Origin of the sequence: Massilia sp. IC2-477 (assembly GCF_020707265.1) — a bacterium.
Lineage (GTDB): Bacteria > Pseudomonadota > Gammaproteobacteria > Burkholderiales > Burkholderiaceae_D > Telluria.
Genome location: NZ_JAJFEQ010000007.1, coordinates 357,446 through 381,734, shown reverse-complemented (window position 1 = coordinate 381,734; position 24,289 = coordinate 357,446). Strand labels below are relative to the sequence as shown.

16 protein-coding genes and 1 tRNA gene are annotated in these 24,289 nt (G+C 66.0%); 7 read left to right on the top strand and 10 right to left on the bottom strand.

What is annotated here, in order from left to right; all coding sequences use genetic code 11:
- Nucleotides 1-6 precede the first annotated feature (6 nt).
- From rlmH to LK542_RS16810, 7 genes are all read right to left on the bottom strand, one after another.
- Nucleotides 7-477, bottom strand: coding sequence for a 23S rRNA (pseudouridine(1915)-N(3))-methyltransferase RlmH (gene rlmH / locus LK542_RS16840; RefSeq protein ID WP_091872924.1), 471 nt, complete (start codon nt 475-477; stop codon nt 7-9).
- A gap of 19 nt (nt 478-496) precedes the next feature.
- Complete coding sequence (gene rsfS / locus LK542_RS16835) at nt 497-1,180, bottom strand: ribosome silencing factor (RefSeq protein WP_227812773.1); 684 nt, start codon at nt 1,178-1,180, stop codon at nt 497-499.
- A complete protein-coding gene (locus LK542_RS16830) occupies nt 1,180-1,827 on the bottom strand; it encodes a nicotinate-nucleotide adenylyltransferase (protein WP_227812772.1) in 648 nt (215 codons plus the stop codon). The genes rsfS and LK542_RS16830 overlap by 1 nt, the downstream gene beginning before the upstream one ends.
- Nucleotides 1,824-2,735 (bottom strand): oxygen-dependent coproporphyrinogen oxidase, encoded by a 912-nt coding sequence (gene hemF / locus LK542_RS16825; protein WP_227812771.1) that lies wholly within the window; start codon nt 2,733-2,735, stop codon nt 1,824-1,826. The genes LK542_RS16830 and hemF overlap by 4 nt, the downstream gene beginning before the upstream one ends.
- Nucleotides 2,736-2,974: 239 nt before the next feature.
- Nucleotides 2,975-4,240, bottom strand: coding sequence for a phosphoribosylamine--glycine ligase (gene purD, locus LK542_RS16820; protein WP_227812770.1), 1,266 nt, complete (start codon nt 4,238-4,240; stop codon nt 2,975-2,977).
- A gap of 5 nt (nt 4,241-4,245) precedes the next feature.
- Nucleotides 4,246-4,971 carry a YebC/PmpR family DNA-binding transcriptional regulator gene (locus LK542_RS16815; protein ID WP_227812769.1) on the bottom strand — a complete coding sequence of 242 codons (726 nt, stop codon included), beginning with the start codon at nt 4,969-4,971 and terminating at the stop codon, nt 4,246-4,248.
- Nucleotides 4,972-5,060: 89 nt separating this feature from the next.
- The gene (locus LK542_RS16810) at nt 5,061-5,834 is read right to left on the bottom strand and encodes a DUF2182 domain-containing protein (protein WP_227812768.1); all 774 of its coding nucleotides are present in this window, start codon (nt 5,832-5,834) and stop codon (nt 5,061-5,063) included.
- Nucleotides 5,835-6,050: 216 nt separating this feature from the next.
- Between LK542_RS16810 and LK542_RS16805 the strand changes: the two genes are divergently transcribed.
- The 3 genes from LK542_RS16805 to LK542_RS16795 are packed head-to-tail and all read left to right on the top strand — an operon-like array spanning nt 6,051 to nt 8,348.
- Nucleotides 6,051-6,971, top strand: a complete 921-nt coding sequence (locus tag LK542_RS16805; RefSeq protein WP_227812767.1) for a DMT family transporter — start codon at nt 6,051-6,053, stop codon at nt 6,969-6,971.
- Nucleotides 6,968-7,360, top strand: coding sequence for a methylglyoxal synthase (locus LK542_RS16800; protein WP_374040152.1), 393 nt, complete (start codon nt 6,968-6,970; stop codon nt 7,358-7,360). Before LK542_RS16805 ends, LK542_RS16800 begins: the two co-directional genes overlap by 4 nt.
- A 13-nt stretch (nt 7,361-7,373) precedes the next feature.
- The gene (locus LK542_RS16795; RefSeq protein WP_227812765.1) at nt 7,374-8,348 is read left to right on the top strand and encodes a quinone oxidoreductase; all 975 of its coding nucleotides are present in this window, start codon (nt 7,374-7,376) and stop codon (nt 8,346-8,348) included.
- Nucleotides 8,349-8,515: 167 nt separating this feature from the next.
- Here LK542_RS16795 and LK542_RS16790 read toward each other — a convergent pair whose 3' ends face one another.
- Nucleotides 8,516-9,154, bottom strand: coding sequence for a DUF4136 domain-containing protein (locus LK542_RS16790; protein ID WP_227812764.1), 639 nt, complete (start codon nt 9,152-9,154; stop codon nt 8,516-8,518).
- A 182-nt stretch (nt 9,155-9,336) separates the two neighbouring features.
- Between LK542_RS16790 and pepN the strand changes: the two genes are divergently transcribed.
- The 3 genes from pepN (at nt 9,337) to LK542_RS16775 (ending at nt 13,309) form a co-directional block, all read left to right on the top strand.
- Nucleotides 9,337-11,985 carry an aminopeptidase N gene (pepN, locus tag LK542_RS16785; protein ID WP_227812763.1) on the top strand — a complete coding sequence of 883 codons (2,649 nt, stop codon included), beginning with the start codon at nt 9,337-9,339 and terminating at the stop codon, nt 11,983-11,985.
- Between the two features lie 145 nt (nt 11,986-12,130).
- A complete protein-coding gene (locus LK542_RS16780) occupies nt 12,131-13,132 on the top strand; it encodes a class 1 fructose-bisphosphatase (protein ID WP_227799601.1) in 1,002 nt (333 codons plus the stop codon).
- A 101-nt stretch (nt 13,133-13,233) separates the two neighbouring features.
- Nucleotides 13,234-13,309, top strand: a tRNA-Thr gene (locus tag LK542_RS16775).
- Between the two features lie 144 nt (nt 13,310-13,453).
- Here the strand turns inward: LK542_RS16775 and LK542_RS16770 are convergent.
- Complete coding sequence (locus LK542_RS16770) at nt 13,454-21,502, bottom strand: Ig-like domain-containing protein (RefSeq protein ID WP_227812762.1); 8,049 nt, start codon at nt 21,500-21,502, stop codon at nt 13,454-13,456.
- A gap of 237 nt (nt 21,503-21,739) precedes the next feature.
- Nucleotides 21,740-22,933, bottom strand: a complete 1,194-nt coding sequence (locus tag LK542_RS16765; RefSeq protein ID WP_227812761.1) for a DUF2325 domain-containing protein — start codon at nt 22,931-22,933, stop codon at nt 21,740-21,742.
- Between the two features lie 439 nt (nt 22,934-23,372).
- Between LK542_RS16765 and LK542_RS16760 the strand changes: the two genes are divergently transcribed.
- On the top strand, nt 23,373-24,197 hold the full coding sequence (locus tag LK542_RS16760; RefSeq protein WP_227812760.1) for a YqjD family protein: 825 nt from the start codon (nt 23,373-23,375) through the stop codon (nt 24,195-24,197).
- Nucleotides 24,198-24,289: the final 92 nt, after the last annotated feature.

Sequence of the window (24,289 nt, the reverse complement as noted above, 5' to 3'; positions counted from 1 at the left end):
GATGGGTCAGACGCGGTGGTACGGATGGTTCTGGGTGATCGACCAGGCACGGTACAGCTGTTCCGCCAGCATCACGCGCACGATACCGTGCGGCAGCGTCATGCTGGAGATGCGGATCATGCCTTCGGCGCGTGCCTTCAGTTCGGGATCGAGTCCGTCGGCGCCGCCGATCAGGAAGGCGGTGTCGCGCCCGTCCTGCTGCCATTGCTCCAGCATCTGCGACAGGCCCACGCTCGTCAGGTCCTTGCCGCGCTCGTCCAGTGCGATGATGCGCACGCCTTTCGGCAGCACCGCTTCGATGCGCTCGCGCTCGAGCGCCATCGCGGTGGCGGCGGTCTTGCTGCCGGAACGTTCGACCGGCTTGATTTCCTTGAGCACGATGCGCAGCTCGGGCGGCATGCGCTTCGTGTACTCGCCGAACCCGGATTCGATCCAGGCCGGCATCTTGTGCCCGACTGCGGCAATGATCAGTTGCATGAGCGTCGAAAGCGGCGGATTACTCTGCGGCCTTCTTGACGCGGCGGATCACCTTTTTCACCGGCTCGGCGTCCACCGGGGCAGCGGCCTTCGGAGTGCGCTTCGGCGGCTTGGCCTTGGTGGCCTCGACGGCGGCGACCTCGCTCTTGCTCGGTGCGACCTTCACGGTCTTGCCGGTCGGGACCTTCTTGGCGGCTGGCTTCTTGGCGGCGGCGGTGGTCTTGGTGGCGGCGGCCTTGCGCGCGGCAGGCTTGCGCTCGTTAACCGGCTTGGCTTCCGGCTCGTCCTTGTTGGCGGCCAGGTGCTTCGACTTGGTCTTCGATTCGGCCGCTTCCGCCGCTTCCGGCGTCGACTTGCGCTTGGCCGCGCCCAGCTTGACCGGCTTCTCGCCCCAGATTTCTTCCAGGCGGTAGTACTGGCGGATGGCCGGCTGCATGATGTGGACGATCATGTCGCCCAGGTCGACCAGCACCCATTCGCCGGTGTCTTCGCCTTCCATGCCGACCACGTCGCCGCCTGCTTCCTTGACCTTGTCGCGCACCGAGGCGGCCAGCGCCTTGGTCTGGCGGTTCGAGGTGCCCGAGACGACCGCGATGCGGTCGAACAGGCTGGTCAGGTGCGTCGTGTCGAACAGGACGATCTCCTGGCCCTTGACGTCTTCGAGGGCGTCAACGACGACGGTTTGCAGTTTCTTGATATCCATTAGCTTCTGTATAAGTTGTGTTGTTGAATATAGTCTAGCACTTGCGGGGGAAGCAGCGCGCTTGTGTCTTCCCCTGTGCGCAAGGCGTTCCGTACTTGAGTGGCGGAAATATCTACCGCCAGCGTATGGGCCAGGCATACCTTGCCGAGCGGCGAGGCGCGCACCTGCGCAGGCGTCGCCAGCCGGCCCGCGAGTTCGTTGGCCACCGCGGGCGGCAACCGGTCCTGGTCCAGCGCATAGCCAGGACGGGCCGCCACGCCCAGGTTGGCGAGCATGAACAGTTCTTCCCAATCGCGCCAGCTGTCGAGCTTTTGCAACTGGTCGGCGCCCATCACGAAGACGATCGAGGCCTCATCGCCGAGTTGCTGGCGCAGCGCGCGCAGGGTCTCGACCGTGTAGGTGGGGCTGGCGCGTTCGATCTCCTGCGAGTCGATCGTGACGGCGAACGGCTGTTCCCTGAACGCCAGCTCCAGCATCGCCACGCGCTGCTGGTCGCTCGCTTGCAGGCTGCTCTTCTGCCACGGACGGGCCGGCAGGATGCGCAACTGGTCCGGATGCAGCAGGTCGGCAAACAGCGCGGCCAGCGCGACGTGGCCGTGGTGCACCGGGTCGAAGCTGCCACCCAGCAGGGCAATGCAGGGAATCACGATGCCAACCAGTCCCGGTGGACGAGGAAGTCCGTGTACAGGGCGGCTTCAGGACTGCCCGGTTCCGGATGCCAGTCGTAGCGCCATTTCACGATCGGCGGCATCGACATCAGGATCGCTTCGGTGCGGCCGCCCGACTGCAGGCCGAACAGGGTGCCGCGGTCCCACACGAGGTTGAATTCGACGTAGCGTCCGCGCCGGTAGGCCTGGAAGTCGCGCTCGCGTTCGCCGTAGGGCGTGTCCTTGCGCGCCTGCAGGATCGGCAGGTAGGCAGCCAGGAAGCCGTCGCCGACCTTCTGGACCATCGCGAAGGAATCGTCGAAGCCGGTTTCGTTGAAGTCATCGAAGAAGATGCCGCCCACGCCGCGGGGTTCCTTGCGGTGCTTCAGGTAGAAGTACTCGTCGCACCACTTCTTGAAGCGCGGGTGCAGGTCCTCGCCATAGGGCGCCAGGGCGTCGTGGCAGACCTGGTGGAAGTGGCGCGCATCCTCGATGTTGCCGTAGTAGGGCGTCAGGTCCATGCCGCCGCCGAACCACCAGACCGGGTCTTTTCCTTCGGCCGTGGCTTCGAAGAAGCGCACGTTCATGTGCACGGTCGGCACGTAGGGGTTACGCGGGTGCAGCACCAGCGACACGCCCATCGCTTCCCAGGCCCGGCCCGCCAGTTCCGGCCGCGCGGCCATGGCCGAGGGCGGCAGGCTGGCGCCGGTCACGTGCGAGAAGTTCACCCCGCCGCGCTCGAACACATTGCCTTCCTCGATCAGGCGCGAGATCCCGCCGCCACCTTCCGGCCGCTCCCAGGTATCGACCAGGAAGGGTTTGCCGTCAACGGCTTCCAGCGCGCCGACGATGCGGGACTGGAGTTCGAGCAGCCAGGTCTTGATGGCGGAAGGGTTGGGGGTGGTCATGCGTTTGCGTGGGTGTGGGCGAAAAATGGGCAGATTGTACACCTGGGCGTTGGGGTGTACTTATTCTTGTGGTGAGGGGGGAGCTAGTGGTACGCGGCGAACTTGGGTTCCGGCCTTCGCCGGAACGACGTTGTTTCAGTATTCGAGTGAGTCTAGGCCAGTGCTGTTTGCACCGCTAACCGTAAAACCGTCATCCCGGCGCAGGCCGGGATCCAATCTTGTATGCAGACACGAAGCGCTTACTTCACCCCACGCCACCCAATATCCCGACGATACTGCGCCCCATTGAAGTGCACCTTCTCCACCGTCTCATACGCCTGCTTCTGCGCCATCTTGACGCTGTCGCCCAGCCCCACGACGCACAGCACGCGGCCGCCGTTGGTCTGCAGCGAACCGGACACCAGCTGGGTGCCGGCGTGGAAGGTGACGCATTCCGGCGTTTCGGCGGGAATGCCGTCGATGACGTCGCCCTTGCGCGGGCTGTCCGGGTAGCCGGCGGCTGCCATGACGACGCCCACCGCGGTGCGGCGGTCCCATTCCAGCTCGACGGTGTCGAGCGTGCCGTTGCAGGCGTGCTCCAGGACGGTCACGAAGTCGCTCTTCAGGCGCGCCATGATCGGCTGGGTTTCCGGGTCGCCCATGCGGCAGTTGAATTCCAGCGTGCGCGGGTTGCCTTCGCTGTCGATCATCAGGCCGGCGTACAGGAAGCCGGTAAAGACGATGCCGTCCTTGGCCATGCCCTGGATGGTCGGGTTGATGATCTCGCGCATCACGCGCGCATGCATCGACGGGGTCACGATCGGGGCAGGGGAGTAGGCGCCCATGCCGCCGGTGTTCGGGCCTTCGTCGTGGTCCTTCAGGCGCTTGTGGTCCTGGCTGGTCGCCAGCGGCAGCACGTTCTTGCCGTCGCACATGACGATGAAGCTGGCTTCTTCGCCCGCCAGGAATTCCTCGATCACGATGCGCGCGCCGGCGTCGCCGAAGGCATTATCCGACAGCATGTGGTCGACGGCCGCGTGGGCCTCATCCAGGGTCATCGCCACCACCACGCCCTTGCCGGCCGCCAGGCCGTCGGCCTTGATGACGATCGGGGCGCCGTTGGCGTCCACGTAGGCGTGGGCCTGGGCCGCATCCGAGAAGCTCTGGTACTTCGCGGTCGGGATGCCGTGGCGTTGCATGAAGGCCTTGGCGAAGTCCTTCGAGCTTTCCAGCTGCGCCGCCTCCCTGGTCGGCCCGAAGATCTTCAGGCCGCGCGCGCGGAACAGGTTGACGATGCCGGCGGCCAGCGGCGCTTCCGGACCCACCAGGGTCAGGGCCACGTTCTCCGCCACCACGAAGTCGGCCAGCGCGGCCGGGTCCGTGATCTCGACGTTCACCAGGCGCGCGTCGAGCGCGGTGCCGCCGTTGCCCGGTGCGACGAAGACGGTCTGGATACGTTCGGACTGGGCCAGTTTCCAGGACAGGGCATGTTCACGGCCACCGGAGCCGACGACGAGGATTTTCATAGGTTTTACTCTTCGATGATCGCGTTGGTGTAGACGTCCTGGACGTCGTCCAGGTTCTCCAGCGCGTCGAGGATCTTCTGCATCTTGACGGCGTCTTCGCCGGTCAGCACAGTCTCATTGTCCGGCTTCATGATGACTTCCGACACTTCGGCCTTGAAGCCGGCCTTTTCCAGCGCTTCCTTCACGCCGGCATAGGCGAACGGGTCGCACAGCACTTCGAAGCCGCCTTCTTCGTCGGCCACCACGTCGTCGGCGCCGGCTTCCAGCGCGGCTTCCATCAGCTTGTCTTCGTCCACGCCCGGCGCGAACTGGAACTGGCCGACGTGCTTGAACATGAAGGCGACCGAACCCTCGGTGCCCATGTTGCCGCCGTACTTGTTGAAGGCGTGGCGCACTTCGGCCACGGTACGCACGCGGTTGTCGGTCAGGCAGTCGACGATGATTGCCGCGCCGCCGATGCCGTAGCCTTCGTAGCGGATTTCTTCGTAGTTGACGCCTTCCAGCTCGCCGGCGCCGCGCTGGATCGCACGGGTGACGTTATCCTTCGGCATGTTCGCGTCGGCTGCCTTCTCGACCGCCAGGCGCAGGCGCGGGTTCGAGTTGACGTCGCTGCCGCCCATGCGTGCGGCCACGGTGATCTCCTTGATCAGGCGCGTCCAGATCTTGCCGCGCTTGGCGTCGGTGGCGGCTTTCTTATGCTTGATGTTGGCCCATTTGCTGTGTCCAGCCATGTCGAGAATTCCCCAGTTGGTATGCAAGAGTGGGCGACATTTTAACATAGCCCCCTCCCGCAAATTCTCCAGGCATGCTCAATAACATGTCACGGAAACAACAAAAAGGTGCCCCAGGCCACCATGATCGCGCCGGCCACGCAGGCCGCCACCGAGCCTTCCTCGAGCCGCAATTCGAGCAGCGCCAGCAGCGCCACCGCGGCGACCACCACCGGGTTGCCCGGTCCCGCGCCCAGTAACAGCAGCACCAGCAGCCAGCAGCAGCCGAGGCAGGTCCGGCCATGCTCCGCACCCTGCCACAGGGCGCCCGTGCTACCTGCGCGCCAGTCGACCAGCACCCCCGACAGCGGCGCGCGGCAATGCTGCAGGCAGGCGTGCTTGGCAGGGGTCCACTGCCAGGCGCCGGCGGCGACCAGGCCCAGGCCCAGGGCCGGGTGGCGCGCCGAGAAAGCGCTGTCGAGCAAACCAGCGTCGTGCAGCGCCCAGTGCAGCAGGGTCACCAGCGCCGCGAAGCCGGTCCAGGCCAGCAGGCAGCCAAGCGCGAACACGCCGGTGCTGAGGCGCGGCCAGCGCACCGCGGCGCGGCGGCGCGCCACGCGCAGGTAGACGAACACGCCGCCGGCGGCAGCAGGCAGCATCAGCGCCACGCACAGCCCGGTCCACATTGCGAACAGCAGCATCAGCTCGGCGTCACGCAGCGGCGCCGGCAGAGGCGGGAGGGATGCGCGGCCCGCCGTGGCGCGCAGCGCGGCCGCCCCCTGGAAGGCGATCCAGGCCCAGCAGGCGCAGGCGAGCAGGACCAGCCAGGCCAGGCCCAGCGCGAGCGGCCGGGAGGGACGTTCATCGATGCCGGACAGGCTCATCGGAGACTCCCGTGATGCCCGGGCCGGGGCGGGACGTGCACGCTTCTTGCGGCCGCACGGGGCCGCCTGTGGCGATGACTTGACGGGTTCGGCATTGGGTCTCTCCTCGGTATGCTTGTGGACGTGCGTTGTTCGACCGTACGGCGGCGGCCGCGTTCTGGGCCGCTGCTCAGTCCCCCTCCAGCGAAGCCGGCTGAACACTCGTACAATCGTTGGATGAACCAAAGCACTCCCGCCCATCCTGCTGCTCCCTTACCACGTGCAGCCCTCGTCGCCGGCCTGGCCATTGCCGTCGCCGGCGCCGTCCTGTTTTCCACGAAGGCCGTCGTCGCCAAACTGCTGTATCGCTACCACATCGATGCCGTTACTTTGATCGCGTTCAGGATGCTGTTCTCGCTTCCGGTGTTCGCGGCGGTGGCGATCTGGAAAATGCGGACCCAGCCGCCACTGTCGAACGGGGACCGCTGGCGCATCGTCGTGCTGGGCCTGCTCGGCTACTACCTGTCGAGCTACCTCGACTTCCTCGGGCTGCAGCACATTTCGGTCGGGCTCGAACGCCTGATCCTGTTCCTGACCCCGACCTTCGTCCTGCTCGCCAACATGCTCATCTTCAAACGCCGCATTGGCGTGGCCGAATGGGCGGCGCTTGGCCTGGCCTATGCCGGCATCGTGCTGGTGTTCGTGCATGACCTCGCCGGCGGTTCGGGCAGCACCATCCTCGGCTCGCTGCTGGTGCTGGGTTCGGCCATCTCCTACGCCGTCTACCTGCTCGGCACCGGCGAGATGGTGCGCCGCATCGGCTCGCTGCGCCTGGTGGCCTACGCCATGTGCGTGTCGAGCGCGGCCTGCATCGGCCAGTTCTTCCTGCTGCGCCCCGCGAGCATGCTGGTGCAGCCGGCCGGGGTTTACTGGCTCTCGCTGGTGAATGGGGTATTCTGTACGATCTTCCCCGTGTTCATGACCATGGCCGCAGTCCAGCGCATCGGCGCCGCGACCGCCTCGCAGGCCGGGATGATCGGCCCGGTGTCGACGCTGTTCCTCGGTGCGCTGATCCTGGGCGAACCGGTGACCGGCGTGCAGCTGGCTGGAACAAGCCTGGTACTGGTGGGGATCTATGTGCTCTCGCTGAAAAAATGACGCCAATGACCAAGCCAAGGATTGCGCTCATCGCGCACGACAAAAAGAAAGACGACATGATCGCCCTCGCCGGCGAGTACCGGGACTTCCTCAAGGGCTGCACCCTGTCCGCCACCGGCACGACCGGCGGGCGCCTGGCCAACGAGCTGGGACTCGCCGTCGAGCGAAAGCATTCGGGGCCGGTGGGCGGCGACCTGCAGATCGGCGCCCAGCTGGTCGAGGGCGGGATCGACTGCGTGATCTTCCTGCGCGACCCGATGACACCGCAGCCGCACGAACCCGACATCAACGCCCTGGTGCGCGCCTGCGACGTGCACAACGTCGCCTGCGCGACCAATGTCTCGACCGCGCGCCTGGTGCTGTCGCAGTTGATGCAGGCGCAATCCTGAAGGAATCCAAACCATGGTAAAAGCCATCCGCATCGCCGCGCTGGGCGGCCCCGAAGTACTCGAGTACGTGGACGTCGAGGTCGGCGATCCCGGCCCGGGCGAAGCCCGCGTGAGCCACCACGCGATCGGCCTGAACTACATCGACACCTATTACCGCAGCGGCCTGTACAAGATGGCGCTGCCCTCAGGCCTGGGCCAGGAAGGCGCCGGCGTGGTGGAAGCGGTGGGCGAGGGCGTGACCCACGTCCAGCCGGGCGACCGCGTCGTCTACGCCGGCGGTCCGGCGGGCGCTTATAGCGAAGTGCGCGTGATGCCGGCGAATAACCTGGTGCGCCTGCCGGAATCGATCTCCTTCGAGACGGGCGCCGCCATGATGCTGCAGGGGCTGACGGTGCAGTACCTGTTCCGCCAGACCTATGCGCTGCAGCCGGGCCAGACCATCCTGTTCCATGCGGCGGCCGGCGGCGTCGGGCTGATCGCCTGCCAGTGGGCCAAGGCCATGGGCGTGAACCTGATCGGCACCGTCGGTTCCGAAGAAAAGGCGGCGCTGGCACGCGCCCACGGCGCCGCGCACGTCATCAACTACAACACCGAGGATGTGGTGCAGCGCGTGCTCGAGATCACGAATGGCGCGAAAGTGCCGGTGGTGTACGACTCGGTCGGCAAGGACACCTTCATCCGCTCGCTCGACTGCCTGCAGCCGCGCGGCCTGATGGTCAGCTTCGGCAATGCCTCCGGCGCAGTGCCGCCCTTTGCACTCAGTGAGCTGGCTTCGCGCGGCTCGCTGTACATCACGCGCCCGACCCTGTTCGCCTATGCGTCCGATCGCGAAAAGCTGGAAGCCATGGCGGCGGACCTGTTCGAGATGGTGGAGAGCGGCAAGGTGAAGATCGAAGTCAACCAGCGCTTCAAGCTGCCTGATGCCGCCGAGGCGCACCGCGCGCTCGAAGGCCGCCGCACCACCGGCTCCACGGTGCTGCTGCCATGAGGGCGCCACAGGACGACAACGGCGCGCCGAAGTTCGGGCGCCTGCTGATTGTGCTGGCGCTGTCGGTATTGCTGATGGCGCTGCTTACATTCGCTTCCGAAGCCTATTACTCATGAACTCATGAAAAATGGGGCCTTGCGGCCCCATTCTTTTTTTTTCGACTTACATCAGCCGTTCTGCTGCTTCAGCTCCACCCTGCGCGCCACGCCCGACGGCCCCGGGAAGCCTTCGAAGGCGCTCTGCACCAGGGCCGGCATCAGCGCCGGGGTCGACAGCTGGCGGCTGGTGTTGTGCACCGTCACGTCGAACAGGCGCTTGTTGTCGACGGCCGACTTGATTCCGACCTGCAGCTCGCGGCGGTACTGGTGCTCGACCGAGACCTGGTAGGCCGGGCTCCAGAACGGATCGTAGAACGGGCTGTACCAGCCGCCCCAGTAGCGGCGGTGGAAGCCGCGGTAGCCAAAGCGCGGCATTGGCTGGTAGAACGGATGGTAGAAGGGCGAGATCGGCTCGACCACGCGCACCGGCACGTCGGTGGTGGTGAAGCGCATCGAGATGCTCAGGGCAGGCTTGCCGCCCGCCGCGTCACGGAAGCCCAGGCGCGCCAGCTGGCCGCGCACCAGGTCCTGGTAGGCGCGGTATTCCAGCGTGTCGTCCTGCGCCGGCGGCGCTTCGAACACATAGCTCTTGTCTTCGATCTGGGCCGGCCACTGGTGGAAGGTGGTGACATCGCTGCGGATGGTCGTGGCGCACCCCGTCAGCAGCATCGCGAACGCCGCTCCGGCGGCGATCATCAGGCGTTTCATGCTTTCTCCCTTGTATATACGGACTTTTCCTAGACTCTAGATTACCTTCTGTTCAGAAACTTTCGAAATTAATTTACACCCGGTTACCCCTCGCACACTCTGATACATACGGAAACGGAGCGGCACCAAAAAATCTTGTTGGTAAAATAAGCACTTCCCCATTGTCTCTTTGCGGACTTCCTATGCGCACCGATACGCCCCAGACGATTTACCGGAGTGACTACACCCCGCCGACTTACCTGGTGGATACCGTGGAACTCGGCTTCGACCTCGACCCCGCCCGCACCGTGGTAGCTAACCGCATGACGGTGCGCCGCAACCAGGAATGTGCCCACCAGCGCACGATCGAGCTCTACGGCGAAGACATCGAACTGGTGGCCTTGCGAGTCAATGGCCGCGCGCTGCAGAGTGGCGACTACTTGATCAGCGGAAATGTCCTGACGATCCCGAATGCGCCCGAGGAAGCCGTGCTCGAGATCGAGACCGTCTGCACCCCGGACCAGAACACCACCCTGAGCGGCCTGTACACCTCGAACGGCAATTTCTTCACCCAGTGCGAGGCCGAAGGCTTCCGTCGCATCACCTATTTCCCGGACCGTCCGGACGTGATGGCGAAGTACACGGTGATGCTGCGCGCCGACAAGGAGCGCTACCCGGTGCTGCTGTCCAACGGCAACCTGTTGGAAGAGGGCGAGCTGGGCGACGGCCGCCACTACGCCAAATGGGAAGACCCGTTCAAGAAACCCTCCTACCTGTTCGCGCTGGTGGCCGCGCGCCTGGTGTGCCAGGAAGAGACTTTCCGCCTGGCCGATGGCCGCGACGCGCTGCTGCAGGTGTGGGTCGAAGAGGGCAACCTCGACAAGACCGACTACGCGATGCAGTCGCTCAAGCACAGCATCCGCTGGGACGAAGAGCGCTATGGCCTCGAACTCGACCTCGACCGCTTCATGATCGTCGCCACCAGCGACTTCAACATGGGCGCGATGGAGAACAAGGGCCTGAACATCTTCAACACCAAGTTCGTGCTGGCCAACCCGCGCGTCGCGACCGACATCGACTTCCAGGGCATCGAGGCGGTGGTGGCGCACGAGTACTTCCACAACTGGACCGGCAACCGCGTCACCTGCCGCGACTGGTTCCAGCTGTCGCTCAAGGAAGGCCTGACGGTCTTCCGCGACCAGGAATTCACCGCCGACATGATCGGCACCGAGACCGGCCGTGCGGTCACCCGCATCGACCAGGTGCGCACGCTGCGCCAGGCCCAGTTCCCCGAGGACGCCGGCCCCATGGCCCACCCGGTGCGCCCCGACTCCTTTGTCGAAATCAACAATTTTTATACCGTCACGGTGTATGAGAAGGGCGCCGAAGTGGTGCGTATGTACCAGACCCTGCTGGGCGTCGACGGCTTCCGCAAGGGCATGGACCTGTACTTCGAACGCCACGACGGCCAGGCCGTCACCTGCGACGACTTCCGCCTGGCCATGGCCGACGCCAATGGCCGCGACCTGACCCAGTTCGAGCGCTGGTACGACCAGGCCGGCACCCCGGTGCTGCGCTTCGAGACCCGCTACAACGAGGCCGAGCAGACCTACGCGCTGACCCTGTTCCAGTCCTGCCCGGCGACCCCGGGCCAGCTTGAAAAGCTGCCCTTCCACATCCCGGTGGCGGTCGGCCTGCTCGACCGCGAAGGCCGCGACATGGCCCTTAGCGTGGACGGCAAGGACATGGGCACCACCGCCGTGCTCGAGTTGAGGGAAAACGAACAGACCTTCGTCTTCAGCAATGTGAAGGAACAGCCGGTGCCGTCCGTGCTGCGCGACTTCTCGGCGCCGGTGATCCTGCGCCACGGTTACAGCGACAGCGACCTGCTGCACCTGTTCAACCACGACAGCGATCCGGTCAACCGTTGGGAAGCCGGCCAGCGCCTGGCGATGGGCCGCCTGCTCAAGCTCACCGGCGAAGCGCCGGCCTCCAACCGCCTGAGCCTGGACGACACCTTCATCGAGGCGATGCGGCGCGTGCTGGTCGACGAATCGCTCGATCCGGCCTTCCGCGAACAGGCGCTGCTGCTGCCGACCGAAACCATGATCGCCGAGCAGCTCGACATCGTCGACCCGCTGGCCGTGCACATGGCGCGCCAGTTCATGCGCGCCAACATCGGCGCCCGCCTGCGCACCGAGCTGCTGGCCCAGTACGAAGCCAACCAGACCCCCGGCCCGTACAGCCCGGACGCGCAATCCGCCGGCAAGCGCGCGCTCAAGAACCTGACCCTGTCCTACCTGAACGCAGCGCCCGACGAAGAGACCATCGCTCTCGCCGTGCGCCAGTGCCAGGAGGCGGACAACATGACCGACCGCGCCGCGGCATTGAGTGCCCTGATCCATGCGCGCGCGCCGGAAGCGGAAGCCGAACTGGCGCGCTTCTACGACGAGTTCCAGAACGAGGCGCTGGTGGTCGACAAGTGGTTCGCGATGCAGGCTTCGGCGCCCACCACCGACATCGCCAAAATCCGCGAACTGATGCGCCACCCGGCCTTCAACCTGCGCAACCCGAACCGCGCGCGCAGCCTGATCGCCAACTACTGCATGAACAACCCCGTCGAGTTCCACGCGCCGAACGGCAGCGGCTACCTGTTCTGGGCCGAGCACGTGGTGCTGCTCGACGCGCTCAACCCGCAGGTCGCGGCGCGCCTGGCGCGCGCCATGGACCGCTGGCGCCGCTACACGCCGCAGCTGCAGCAGCACATGAAGACCGCGCTGCAGCAGGTGGCGGGGCAGCAGCGGCTGTCGAACGACGTGCGCGAGATCGTCACCAAAGCGCTCGCGAATTAAGGTAGGGTGGTCGGCTTCGCCGACCGCGCGTTCACACCGTGCGTGAACAACACGCGCCGCATCCATTCATGCGAGAGTTGAACGCGCGGTCGGCCGAGCCGACCATCCTACAAAAAAAGAATCCAAACCAAACCAAAGGAAGTCCATGAAACGCGTCAGTCTTACGCAGTACCTGGTCGAGGAACAGCGCCTCCACCAGACCATCAACGCCGAGCTGCGCCTCCTGATCGAGGTCGTGGCGCGTGCGTGCAAGCGCATCAGCTACTCGGTCAGCAAGGGGGCGCTCGGCGAAGTGCTGGGCAGCGCCGAGACCGAGAACATCCAGGGCGAAGTGCAGAAGAAGCTCGACGTGATCTCGAACGAGATCCTGCTCGAGGCGAATGAGTGGGGCGGCCACCTGGCGGCGATGGCGTCGGAAGAAATGGAGACCATCCGCAAGATCCCGAGCCGCTATCCGAAGGGCGAATTTCTCCTGATGTTCGACCCGCTCGACGGCTCATCGAACATCGACGTCAACGTCTCGATCGGCACCATCTTCTCTGTGCTCAAGGCCCCGGAAGGCATGGTCGAACCGACCGAGCAGGACTTCCTGCAGCCGGGCACCCAGCAGGTGGCGGCCGGCTATGCCGTCTACGGCCCGCAGACCATGCTCGTTCTCACCACCGGCAACGGCGTGCAGTGCTTCACCCTCGACCGCGAGATGGGTTCCTGGGTGCTGACCCAGAGCGACATGCAGATCCCGGAAACCACCAAGGAATTCGCGATCAACATGTCGAACAAGCGCCACTGGCACCCGCCGGTGCAGCGCTATGTGGACGAGATGCTGGCGGGTTCCACCGGCCCGCGCGGCAAGGACTTCAACATGCGCTGGATCGCCTCGATGGTGGCCGACGTGCACCGCATCCTGAACCGCGGCGGCATCTTCATGTACCCGGCTGACCTGCGCGATCCGTCCTCGCCGGGCAAGCTGCGCCTGATGTACGAAGCCAACCCGATGGCCATGATCGTGGAGCAGGCCGGCGGCGCCGCCACCGACGGCAGCAAGCGCATCATGGAAATCCAGCCGACCAAGCTGCACCAGCGCGTGCCGGTGTTCCTGGGTTCGAAGTCGGAAGTGGAGCTGGTCACCCGCTACCACGCCGAGTGATGATTTTTTGCTCATGTGCGGCTTAATTGCCGAGTCGGACTAGCAAGTTCTTGGACTTGTTTGCTAGAATACGGCTCTTCGTCGGGTTCGTCCCGCGTAGAGCCGCTGTAGCTCAGTCGGTAGAGCAGCGCATTCGTAATGCGAAGGTCACCAGTTCGATTCCGGTCAGCGGCACCAGAATTCGAAAAAGCCCGTGTTCCCTTGGGGGGACACGGGCTTTTTTTCATTGCTGCCTGACATAGCGTTGGCGCACCGCCAAAAAAAATGCCGCTATCACTAGCGGCATGGGGAACGCGAAACGGGCAGGCGCCCGGCTTCCGGTCAGATGGTCGTGATGGACGTGTTCACCACGCCCACCAAGTCGACTTTTTCTTCCGAGGTGGAGAAGTGGTACAGCACTTCTCCGCGATCGAGTACGCCGCGGTCGAGGTGCTGGGTCCAGTAGTCGACTTCGACTTCGCTCGCCACGCGGTCCATCGCGACATCGTACAGCTTGGTGACGAAATCGCGGTTGGACAGCATGTCGAAGCCTGCCTTTCCTTCCGTACTGGCCAGGAAGGCGTGCGCGATCTGCATCATCGACGAACCCTTCTCGTGCGCTTCGATCCAGAAGTTGATGCCGTCGGTATCGGCGTTGCGCCCGAAAGCGGTGCTGTACATGCGCACCAGGCCGGCGATCTCGCTCCCGTTGAAGTCGACCGCGCCTGCCTGGCCGCTATACTGCAGTAGCTCGACATTAGCGACGATGTCGATGCCATCTGCATCCGGCTTCAGGTGCGTCATCACCACCGCGCCATCCTTGATGCGCATGGTGTACTCGGCCCGGCCGGCACCCATCAGGCGGACGGTGTCGCGGCCGGTGCCGCCGTCGATCGCGTCGTCGCCCTGGCCACCAAACACGATGTCGTTGCCTTCGTCACCATAGATACGATCATTGCCACCCGCGCTGCCGACGACATCGTCGCCGCCACCGCCGTGCAGGATGTCGTCATCGGCGCCCAGGAACAGGGTTTGCGCCGCACTGTCGCCCCAGACCTTCTGCGAGCCGGCGCCCCCGGTCACCCTGGCGGCGCCGATGATCGCAGCAAATTCGACGTTCTGGAGCTGGAGCGTGACGCCGCTTGCCAGGCCGCTGGTGTCGATCACCAGCGCGGTCATCGGGCTGCCGGACGCGGACGGCGAGCCGCTCAGCACCAGCGCTTCGCCAGGCACGCCGGCGCCGCTTCCCAGCATCGGGACGATCGTCTGCACCAGCAAAGGCGTGTCGACCGGAAGGTCGGCCAGGAAGCCGGAGCCGCCGCCGGTGAGGCTGTTCTGGTCGTGCGAACCGGCCGCGGTGTGCGCCTTGATCTCGCGGATCAGGTCGGTCAGCGAATTGCCAGCCGACTGCACGCCGCTGCTCGACACCTGCAGGCCGTAGCCGGTCGGCACCTGCGCGGTGAGGATGGCTTGGCCGTTGCTGCTTGCCAGCGGTATGTCGGCCACCGTGTTGTTGCCGACCTGTTCGGGACGGGTCGGCGCCACCACCGGAATCGTGATGGTGCTGCTGACGCTGCCATCGCCGTTGGCGACGGTGCCTGTGCTGACCGGCACTCCGTCGATAGTGACCGGGACGGGCTGCACAACCGGGGGCGCGACGTACTGCTGCACGGTCACTTTCAGCGACTGGGTGTCGCTGCCGTTGGCGTCGCTGGCGATTAGGTCGAGCAGGTAGATGTTGTCGTGCGCGATGCCGCCGGTGTCGAGCGGCTGGCCGTATGCGGGCGCGGCGCGGAAGCTGAGCGCGCCGGTGCCGGCGTCCACTGTGAACAGCGCCGCGTCAGCGCCGCCCAGCGACCAGGTCACCGGCAGGCTGGCGGTGGCGGTCGTCACCGTGCGGCCGCCTTCGACCAGCGTGACGGACGCTTCACGCGTGCCGCCATTGCTGGTGATCAGCGGTGTCACGAGGGCGACGCCGCCCGGGTCCACGATGCGGCCGTTAGCCACGCCGTCGCTATCGAGCGGACCGCCATCCTTCAGGTCGAAGGTGATCCTGGTCTTGCTGCCAACTGTGCTGACCGACTTGGCGATGTTGACCCACTTGCCGGTGTTGTCGAGCTTGAAATAACTGTTAACCTTCTGGCCGGCGTCCACGTAGATCGCCACTTCCACGGTACCGCCCGCGCTCACGCCGTTGATGCTGAAGTCGAGCTGACCCAGCGGCAGCTTGACGTTGCGCGGCAGGCCGGTCGGTACCGGACCGGCGCTGACAGAGGTCAACGTGTAGTTCCCCGCCACCTCGAGCGTCGCGAACGGATTGCCCGTGACAGCCGTGGCCAGCGATGCAACGTTGGCCTGGCGGCTATCGGCAACGCCATCGCCGTTGCCGTCTCCGAGCACGCCCAGGGCGCCCGGCACCGGATCCTCGGCGGAGTTCAGGCGTCCGTCGTTGTCGATGTCGTCGTCGTGGATGTCGGGTAGGGCGTCGCCGTCGAGGTCGCGCAGCACATTCACCCACAGGAACTGGGAAACGCTGCCGCCATACTGGTCGCTCACCGTCACCTGGACGTCGTACACGCCGTCGTGATTGCTGTCGTCAGGCGCCGCGGCGGAAGGCGCCGTGACGAAGCGCAGCTTGCCGTCGGCGCCGATGGTGAACAGGCTCGCTTCGCCGCCGCCGCTGATGCGGTACTGCAGGCCGTCGTTGTCGCTGTCGCTTGCTACCACCGTAGTGACCGCCGTCTGCCCTTCGGCCAGGTCGACCTGGGCGCTGCCGCCCCCGCCGTTCGAGCTGATCACCGGGGCCGCATTGATGCCGCTGGCGTGTGTCGCGCCGGTGAATGCCCCGGCGGCCTCGTTGCCGGCGGCATCGACGATACCGGTGCCGCCAGCCTGCAGATTCAAGCCCACGGTGCCGCGGCCGGCGATGTTGTCGACGCTGACCGTCCAGGTGGTGCCGCTACCGCTGATGCCGGCCAGCCTGCCGCTCGCCTGGCCGCCGGTGGCCAGCGCGAAGTCCGACAGGTCGACGCCGCTGACGGATTCGCTGAACACCACGGTGAAGTCGACCGCAGTAGCGGCAGGACCCGGCGTGCCATTCAGGCTGATGCTGCTCACGGCAGGACGCAGGGCGTCGAGCGCTGCTTGCGCGGCGCTTGCCTGCGTGCGGCTGTTACCGGCATCGTCGGTGGCCGTGACCGACACGCCCAGGCCGCTCGTGCCCGGCGTACCCGCGGCGATCGTATGGCTGGCGCTCCACACACCGGCGTTCTGGGTCGCGGCGACCATGCCCCCGCCGAACTGGGCGAAGTCGAAGGACGCTGCGGCGATGTCGCCGTTGTTGTCGCCACTGGCACTATTGTTCCAGGTTGCGGTGACGGTATCGCCGATGCGGAACACAGCGCCGTTGCCGGTCGCCCCGGCAAGGACGATGGCGGCGGCGCCCACCGTCGGCGCCTGGTTGTCGAGCGTGGCGTTGCTGCTGTCGGCGCGCGTGGTCGCATTACCGTTGACATCCACGACATGCACGCTGACGTTGCGGCCGCTCGCGTCGACGCTGCCCGCGCCGATCGTGTACGACGCGCTCCACACGCCGTTCTGCAGGATTGCCGCTGCCGTGGCGCTGCCGCCGAAGGCGCTGAGGTCGACGCTAACGGTGCCGATGTCCGGATTGTTGTCGCCGGTCGAGCCATTGTTCCAGCTGGCGGTGATGGTGTCGCCCGCTTTGAATGCGCCGCCCGTGCCGGTCGCGCCGGAGACCGACAGCTGGGCGTCGGTGACGACCGGGCTGCGGGTGTCGCCGCTGAAGGACAGCACATTCGAGGCTGGGTTGAAGTTGCCGCTGGCATCCATCACGCCCCCGGCCGCGACGCGCACGCTGCCACTGAGCGCGTTCATGCCGTCGGTCGGGGTGAACGTCGCGGTGAAGACCTTGCTGTCGGCGGTTGGGACAAGGGCGCCGACGACGCCGCCAGTGGCGACGATATCCGCATGATCGAAACCGAGAGGCGTGTCGTTGAAGGTAAACGTCAGGGTCGCACTCTCCCCGGCCTTGAACACGTTGCGGCTGGCGCCGATGGTGACCAGGGGCGCCAGGGTGTCGCCGGCAAGGTTCAGGGTGTTGCTGGCCGCCCCCGGATTGCCGATCGCGTCGGTGTAGGCACCGCCGGGTACCGAGACCGAGGCCGCCAGGGCGTTGCTCGCGACCGGCGTAAAACTGGCGCTGTAGACCTTCGGGTCGGCGGTCGCGCCGAAGCCGCTGAGGGTGCCGCCGCTGACGGCGATGTCGCCCTCGGCGAAACCGAGCGGCGCTTCGCTGAAGGTGAAGCTCAGTGTCGTCTGGTCGCCGGCCCGCAGCGTGGTGCTGGCGGCGCCGATGGTGAGAGTCGGGGCCTTGGTGTCGCCGTTCAAGGTGAGCGACGCCGCGCCGCCGCCATTGCCGGCAGCGTCGGTGTAGGCACCCGGGGCGACCTCGATCAGGGCGGCCACGTTCTGGGAATCTGACGCCGGGATGAAGGCGGCCTGGTAGACCTTGGGGTTGGCGGTCGGCGCCAGGTTGACCAGCGTGCCGCCATGGGCGACGACGCTAGCGGACGTGAAGCCGTCCGGTACTTCGTCGAAGGTGAAGGTGATGCTTGCGCTCTGGCCTGCCGCCAGCGACGGCCTGTCGCTGGTGATGGTCAGGCTCGGCGCCACGGTGTCGACGATGAACGACGCGTTCACGCTGCTGGCTTCGTTGTCGCGGCCGCCCGCGTCCTTGAACTTGCCTGCTGCGATCGACACCGAGGCGTTGCCCTGGAAGCCGGAAGCGGGCGTGAACTGGGCCGTGTACAGCTTGAGGTTCTGCGTATCTTGCGTGAGCGCACCCAGGGTGCCGCCGGTGACGCTGAAATCGGCGCTTTCCGCGCCGGTGGGAATGTCGCTGAACGCCAGGCTGATGGTGGCGGTAGAGCCGGCCTTGACGCTGGACGCGTTGCTGGAAATCGCGACCGTCGGGTTGGTCGTGACGGTGATGGTGGTGGAATAGTACTCGGAGCTCGTGCCGTCGCCGTCGCCCACCACCACGTGGATGTTGCGCGCGCCCGCCACGCTGCTGGTGGTGTCGAACAGGATCTCGCGCAGCAAGGTAGTGGTGCGCGCAGGCGTGGCGTTGGCGGTATCGAAGATCACCACCAGGCTTTCGCCGACGCCGGTGCCATTCTGGCTGAGGAAGCCGACCCGTACACCGTCGACGAACACGCTGCTGTTCACGACCATCCCGCCCGGCACCGTCACTGGACCGCCCGGCTTGAAGAAGAGCATGTCGCCTGCCTGCTGACCGCTCAGCAGCACATTCAGGGCGCCGGCCTGGAAGTCGGCGCTGTCGATGTCGCCGACGAGCGCGTCGCTGCCGAGGTCGATTGCGATCGCGGCGGCGGATGCGGCCACGGTCTGGTTGTCGGCCGCCGAGATGTTCACCAGCACCGGCTTGTCGTTGAGCGGCGTGACGACCACGCTCCAGGTGACGCCGGTAGCGGATACGGGAGAAGTCGCGTCGTCCTGGGTGGTGTCGAAGCTGCCGCGCGGACCAAGCGTGTCGTTCTGGTCGTCCCAAGTGCTGAATGGCAGGGTGGCGCCGGTTTCGTCGACCGCGTGGATGGTCAGGCCGCCCGGCCTGCCGTGGAAGTCCGCCACCGGTACGAAGCGGATGAAGGCCGTAACGTCGGTCGTGCCCAGCAGCAGGGCCGCTGCAGGCGAGACCGTTCCGACGTCGTACCAATACTTGGCATAGGGGTCGATCGAATACTGCCAGCGGCCTTCGGTCACGGGATTGGCCGCGTTGCCCGAGATCGCGACGCCCAGCGGCGCGTGGCCGTCGGCATCGGCAAAGCCGGACCTGGCCAGCAGGTCGACGATGTCCTCGCCCCAGTTGGGCGGATTGCCGCCGCTGAGGTCTTCGATGTCCGCGCTCGGCACGTCCTCGTCGATCGACACCAGCTCGGCGCCGCCGGCGAGCGTGGGCGCGCGGTTGGCGGGGGCGAAGGCGCGCACCATGACGCCGCCGCCCGCATCGCTGCCGGCGTCATACCAGGCCGCCAGGAAGCCGGCCGTATCGAAGCCGGCAAGGCTCGGTGCGCTCTGGCTTGCGCCGCGCGCCGCCTCGTTCACCAGCAGGTCGTAGCTGTCGCGCGCACTGCCATCGGCATTGAAGCTGCGCGCGAACACGTCAAATTCCTTGGCGGGATCGGCGTTAGAAGTCCAGGCCACGGTGAAGCCGCCGTTGGGCTGGGCAATGACTGCCGGGGTAATCTGGTTGCCCGCGGTGGCTGCGTTGACCAGGATCTTGCCACCGACGGCGGCGCCGGCACTGGTGTAGACCTGGGCGTAGATGTTCGATTCAAGGCTGGAATCGGTGAAGCCGCCCGCGGTGGCGCCGGCTTCCTGGTACACCAGCACGAAGCCGCCGTTCGACAGGCCAGCCACCTTGGGATTGTTCTGCGGGGCGGCGCTGCCCGCCACGACGATCTCGCTGCCGCCGCTGCCGCTGGCGTTGAATACGCGCGCGATGATGTCGTTGCCGTTGGCCGGGTCGCGCCAGGTGACGACGAAACTGCCGTTGTCAAGGGCGCCGATCGCGACGGCAGCCTGGGTGCCGGCCGTCGTGAGGTTGGCAGTGAGTTCGGCGCTGGCTTGGCTGCCATCGGCATTGAAGACGCGCGTCTTGACGTCGGTGCTGCCGGCGTCGTTCCAGGCGGCGGCGAACCCGCCATTGGCAAGCTTCGTCAGGACCGGCGTGGTCTGGCTGTTGGCGGTCGAGGTGGCCAGGGCCGTTTCAAGGCCGAGCGCGCCGTTCGCGTCCACGAGGCGGAACACGACGTCGGCCGCGCTGGTCTTCGCATAGGCGACGACGTAGCGGCCATTGTCGAGCGCCGTCACGGCCGGGGTATTCTCGCTCGTGTCGATCGTCTGGTCCGAAATGGCGAACTCGGCGCCGGTGGGATTGCCTGCGGCGTCGAGCTTGCGGCCATAGATGCCGTAGCTGCCGGCCGCATCGGCGCCCTGGCCGGCGCTGCGCCAGATCATCACGTACGAGCCGTCGCTCAGGCGCGCCAACGAAGGCTGGTTCTGCTGCAGGGCCGCGGTGGTGTTGACGCTCGCCGCGCCGTGGAAGCCCTCCGGGTTTTCTCGGCCGGTGAAGGTGAAGGTCTGGGTCGCACCTTGGTTCGCGATCGGCGTGCCGTCCGCGTTACGGTCGAACAGATCGCTGTAGCGGACCGTGACCGTGGCGGTCTGGCCCGGCGCCAGGCCAGGTCCCGAACCCCTCACCAGCGACGTGCCGGATACCGCAAACAGTCCGGGCACGGACTGCGAGACGATCGAGTGCAGGCCATCGTTCGGTGAGCCGGTGTCGACCTGGCCCAGGCTTGCCAGCGCCGTGCCGGCGGCCGGCGCGCCCCAGAAGTCCAGGGTATTGACGGTGACCGCAGTCGGCGCCAGGTCGGGCGTCATGATGAAACCCGAGGTGGTCGATACAGCGCCCTGGGCGTTCACGTATTTTGCATGGGCCGAGTAGGTGGTCGTGGTGTCGTTCGGGCGACCATCGATGTAGCGGATGGCGGCGTTGAGCGGAGCCGCAGTGCCGCCATTGGTGCTGGTGATGTTGCCGTTGCTCGCATACTCGACCAGCACCAGTCGCCAGACGCCGTCACCCGTGTTGTATTCCAGCGTGCCGCGCAAACCGTTCGCATAACTGGCGGGATACTGGCCACCATCGACCCAGAGCGAAAAATTCTCGTAGCCGGGGGCCGCCGTCGAGCCTTTGTTGACCCAGTTGGTGCCTTCCTGGCCGGGCCGCGCGGCGACATACATCTGCGTGGTGCTGAGTGGGTTGCTGCCGTAGGTGCTGCCTAGCAGATAGGCGTAGGGGTCGGTTGAATCGCCTGCAAAAGGCGACGCCGTGGCGATGTTGCCGCTGGCCTGTTCCAGCACCCAGTTGCCGCCGCGTGCCGCGCCGCCGGTCGCGTCGTCCGAGGCGGCGACATCGGCGCGGGTTAGCGTCGACAGCGAGGACAGCAGGGCCTGGCCGTCCGCGCCGGCGCCGGTGGCGCAGCCGTACAGCAGGATGTCGGCGTCGCTCGACAGCGCGTCGCCGATCCGACCCAGCAGCCCGGCATGGACGTCGATGGAAGCCTTCGACAGTGTCAGGCTGCCGAGATGCGCCTCGCCGGCACTGCCGTGCGAGACGATGTGCAGGGCCCCGATGTCGCTGCGTCCTTCGAGGGAAGCGGCAATCTGCGCGAGTCCGTCGCGGGTGCTGTCGAGTACGATGACCTCCACGCCCGCGCGTACCGCAGCGAGGAAGGATTGCAGGTCGGGGATGTTGTCCTCAACGAAGAGGACGGCCGGGGACACGGCGGAGCTGCCAGGAATGGATGGGATCATGGAGGGAGGAAATCTGTTCAGGACGACCTGATGGTCGGGGAAGGCATTAGCATACGTAAATTTCTATGTGGAAATGCTATATGGATGCAACCCTGAGTTCAATTACAGATTGTCTCTCTTCCCGAATTCATCACGATAGCATTGGCGAAGTGACACGGAAATGTCGGGAATGCGCCACTGTTCATTGAACAATGCCATTAATCGGCCTCAGTTTTCGGCCGTGGCGACCTCCTGCAGGCTTTTCAGGAGGCTGGACGCGCTCGGCTTGTCGATGAAGATGCAGCGTTTCCCCGTGCGCTTGCAGTGGTCCTTCACGCGCCAGTAGGCGTGGTGGCTGATGCAGCCGGTCTGGCAGATCACTAGGTCGGCGGCGGCCAGGCTGGCGTCGAGCTGTCCGGCGCTGTCTTCCAGGCCGCCGTCGTGGTGCGCGAACTGCGCCCCCACGCGCTCGACCACGTCGCGGTAGACCGGCACGCTGCCGCTGCGTCCGCCCACGCACAGCACGCTGCGCCGGAACAGGCGCACCGGCGCCTCGACCGCATCCAAGCGCGCCGCCGCAACCGGAGCAGGGGAGGGCTGCATCGCTTCCGCCACCGCCTGCGCCGCCCGTGCCGCATCACGCTCTTCCTTCAATGCCGCGACCTGGCCGCGCAGGGCCTGTTCGCGCGCCTCCAGCTGCGCGACCCGGTTGGCCAGGCGCGTGCGGGCGTCCAGCTCGGGCACCGCCGCCTGCAGCTCGGCCAGCGCACCACGCAGCTGGTGGATGTCGGTGTCCTTCGCGATCGCGGCCGCGCGCGCCTGCATCATCTGCTGCTCGTGGCACGCGGCCTGTGCCGATTTTTCCTTCTGCAGCAACTGGCAACGCTGCTGCGCCTTCTCCAGTTCGCGCAGCAGGCGGGCATGATCGGCCATCAGCGCCTTGACCTTGTCCATGTCGGCCCGCACGCAGGCTCCGGCCTGGTGCTGCACCATGTGGATGTCGCGGCACATCCGCTGTTCCAGCCCGGGCGTGCAGCGCGGGTGGGTGAGGCCGGCCCAGAACGCACCCGGCACCTTGCCGTCTGCGACCGCCTGCGTCCACAGCGCTGCCACCTCGTCCTCGCTCCTGGCGGCGCGAAAGCGCGCGATGTCGCCCGCGTAGCGCCGCTCCAGCTCCTTCTGGATCGCTTCCGACAGCGGATTGCGCAGCGCGCACTCGCTGACTGCGCCGACGTGGATGTCGTAGTCGTCATGCAGCAGCCGACCGCCCGTGACCCGTTCGACCAGCTTGCGCAGGACGCCCAGCGGCAGGGCGACCCCGACCAGCGGGCAATGGCTGTTCTGGCCAAGTTCCCAGACGCGCCGGCGGCGCGAACCCTGTAGACCTTCTACCGTGGCTGGAAGAGTGTGTTTGTCGCACATGCGTCCGTCCTTTCTCTGCAAATGAGAATGATTATCATTCATATGATATCGCAGATGAGATGGAAGGCAAGCGGATTCGCAATAAAGGAGCGGCCAAAGCCCGATGGCACAGCTCTGTTAGGCAGCGCACTGTCCCGGTATCGCAGGCGTTGTATTTTTTGTATCGCGACGCAGTGTCCGATACTGCGCGCGATTTCGGACCGCCACAGGCGACCGCTCATGCAGCGACGAGAGCGCCTGCGCTACTGCCGGAACTTTTGCGCCAACTTCCGGTCTCGGTTAACGAGAATGGATCTGGAGCAAGAAATAAAGTTGCGTCTTGAGCTAGCGCAGTCAATCGTCGTCCCTCGCGCCGTGTGAAGCGGAATCGAGGAAGAATGTGGTGATAGTCGGGTATCGGTCTAATTCGCGTTGGTCTACATTTTACGAGGGATACATCATGGATAATCAGAAACCTACCGAGGGTAAAGGCAGCGACGCAAGCCGCGAGAATGCAGGTTCGAGCATTGGTAAAAGCCAGGGTTCTGGCCTGAACCAGGGCAGCAGTGCATCGGGCAGCAGCCAGAGCAGCTCGTCGGGCAGCCTCGGCAGCGCCAACGCCTCGCCAAGCACTGCCAAGCCAGCCACCGGCAGCAGCAGCGGCAGCGTCGGCGGCACCAGCAATGCCGGCAGCCAGCAGAGCAGCTCGCAAAGCTCGGGCAACCTGGGCAGCAGCAGCCAGCAGAGCGGTTCGACCGGTTCGAGCGCAGCCGGCAGCAGCGGCAGCCTGAGTGGCTCGACCGGCAGCACCGGCAACAGCGCACTGGGCTCGACCGGCAGCTCGTCGGGCAGCACCGCATCGAGCAGCGGCAGCATGGGCGGCGCCAGCGCGCAGTCGTCGGATTCGTCGTCGGGCGGTGACCAGTCGCAATCGCAGGGCGGCATCAAGGCTGCCATGGCCAACGTCTCGCCGGACAAGCTGCACGAGAAGATCGACCAGGTCGCACAAGGCGCACAGCCGCTGGTCGACCGCCTGGTCAGCACCGCGCACGCAGGCGTGGACCGCCTCACCGGCATGCTGAGCGGCGCGTCGGAAAGCCTGGGCCAGCGCAAGGGCCAGCTGGGTGAAACCTACCAGACCTACTCGACCAAGAGCACCGAGTACGTGAAGACCAATCCGGGCACCGCCCTGCTGGTCGCAGCCGGCGTCGGCTTCCTGCTGGCCAAGCTGCTGGGCGGCTCGAGCAGCAGCGAGCGTCGCGAATACCGCTACTATCGCGACTGATCGGCATTCGCCATCAATGAAGAAACCCCGGCGGGCTTCGGCCCGGCCGGGGTTTTTTTACGCCTTTCGTAGGCGTGATCTGGTCTAGTAGA

Coding starts and splice junctions, on each gene's coding strand:
- LK542_RS16765 (WP_227812761.1), bottom strand. CDS start 22,933: ATGTGCGACAAACACACTCTTCCAGCCACGGTAGAAGGTCTACAGGGT.
- purD (WP_227812770.1), bottom strand. CDS start 4,240: ATGAAAATCCTCGTCGTCGGCTCCGGTGGCCGTGAACATGCCCTGTCC.
- LK542_RS16780 (WP_227799601.1), top strand. CDS start 12,131: ATGAAACGCGTCAGTCTTACGCAGTACCTGGTCGAGGAACAGCGCCTC.
- rsfS (WP_227812773.1), bottom strand. CDS start 1,180: ATGGATATCAAGAAACTGCAAACCGTCGTCGTTGACGCCCTCGAAGAC.
- rlmH (WP_091872924.1), bottom strand. CDS start 477: ATGCAACTGATCATTGCCGCAGTCGGGCACAAGATGCCGGCCTGGATC.
- LK542_RS16810 (WP_227812768.1), bottom strand. CDS start 5,834: ATGAGCCTGTCCGGCATCGATGAACGTCCCTCCCGGCCGCTCGCGCTG.
- LK542_RS16760 (WP_227812760.1), top strand. CDS start 23,373: ATGGATAATCAGAAACCTACCGAGGGTAAAGGCAGCGACGCAAGCCGC.
- LK542_RS16800 (WP_374040152.1), top strand. CDS start 6,968: ATGACGCCAATGACCAAGCCAAGGATTGCGCTCATCGCGCACGACAAA.
- LK542_RS16795 (WP_227812765.1), top strand. CDS start 7,374: ATGGTAAAAGCCATCCGCATCGCCGCGCTGGGCGGCCCCGAAGTACTC.
- pepN (WP_227812763.1), top strand. CDS start 9,337: ATGCGCACCGATACGCCCCAGACGATTTACCGGAGTGACTACACCCCG.
- LK542_RS16815 (WP_227812769.1), bottom strand. CDS start 4,971: ATGGCTGGACACAGCAAATGGGCCAACATCAAGCATAAGAAAGCCGCC.
- LK542_RS16790 (WP_227812764.1), bottom strand. CDS start 9,154: ATGAAACGCCTGATGATCGCCGCCGGAGCGGCGTTCGCGATGCTGCTG.
- hemF (WP_227812771.1), bottom strand. CDS start 2,735: ATGACCACCCCCAACCCTTCCGCCATCAAGACCTGGCTGCTCGAACTC.
- LK542_RS16805 (WP_227812767.1), top strand. CDS start 6,051: ATGAACCAAAGCACTCCCGCCCATCCTGCTGCTCCCTTACCACGTGCA.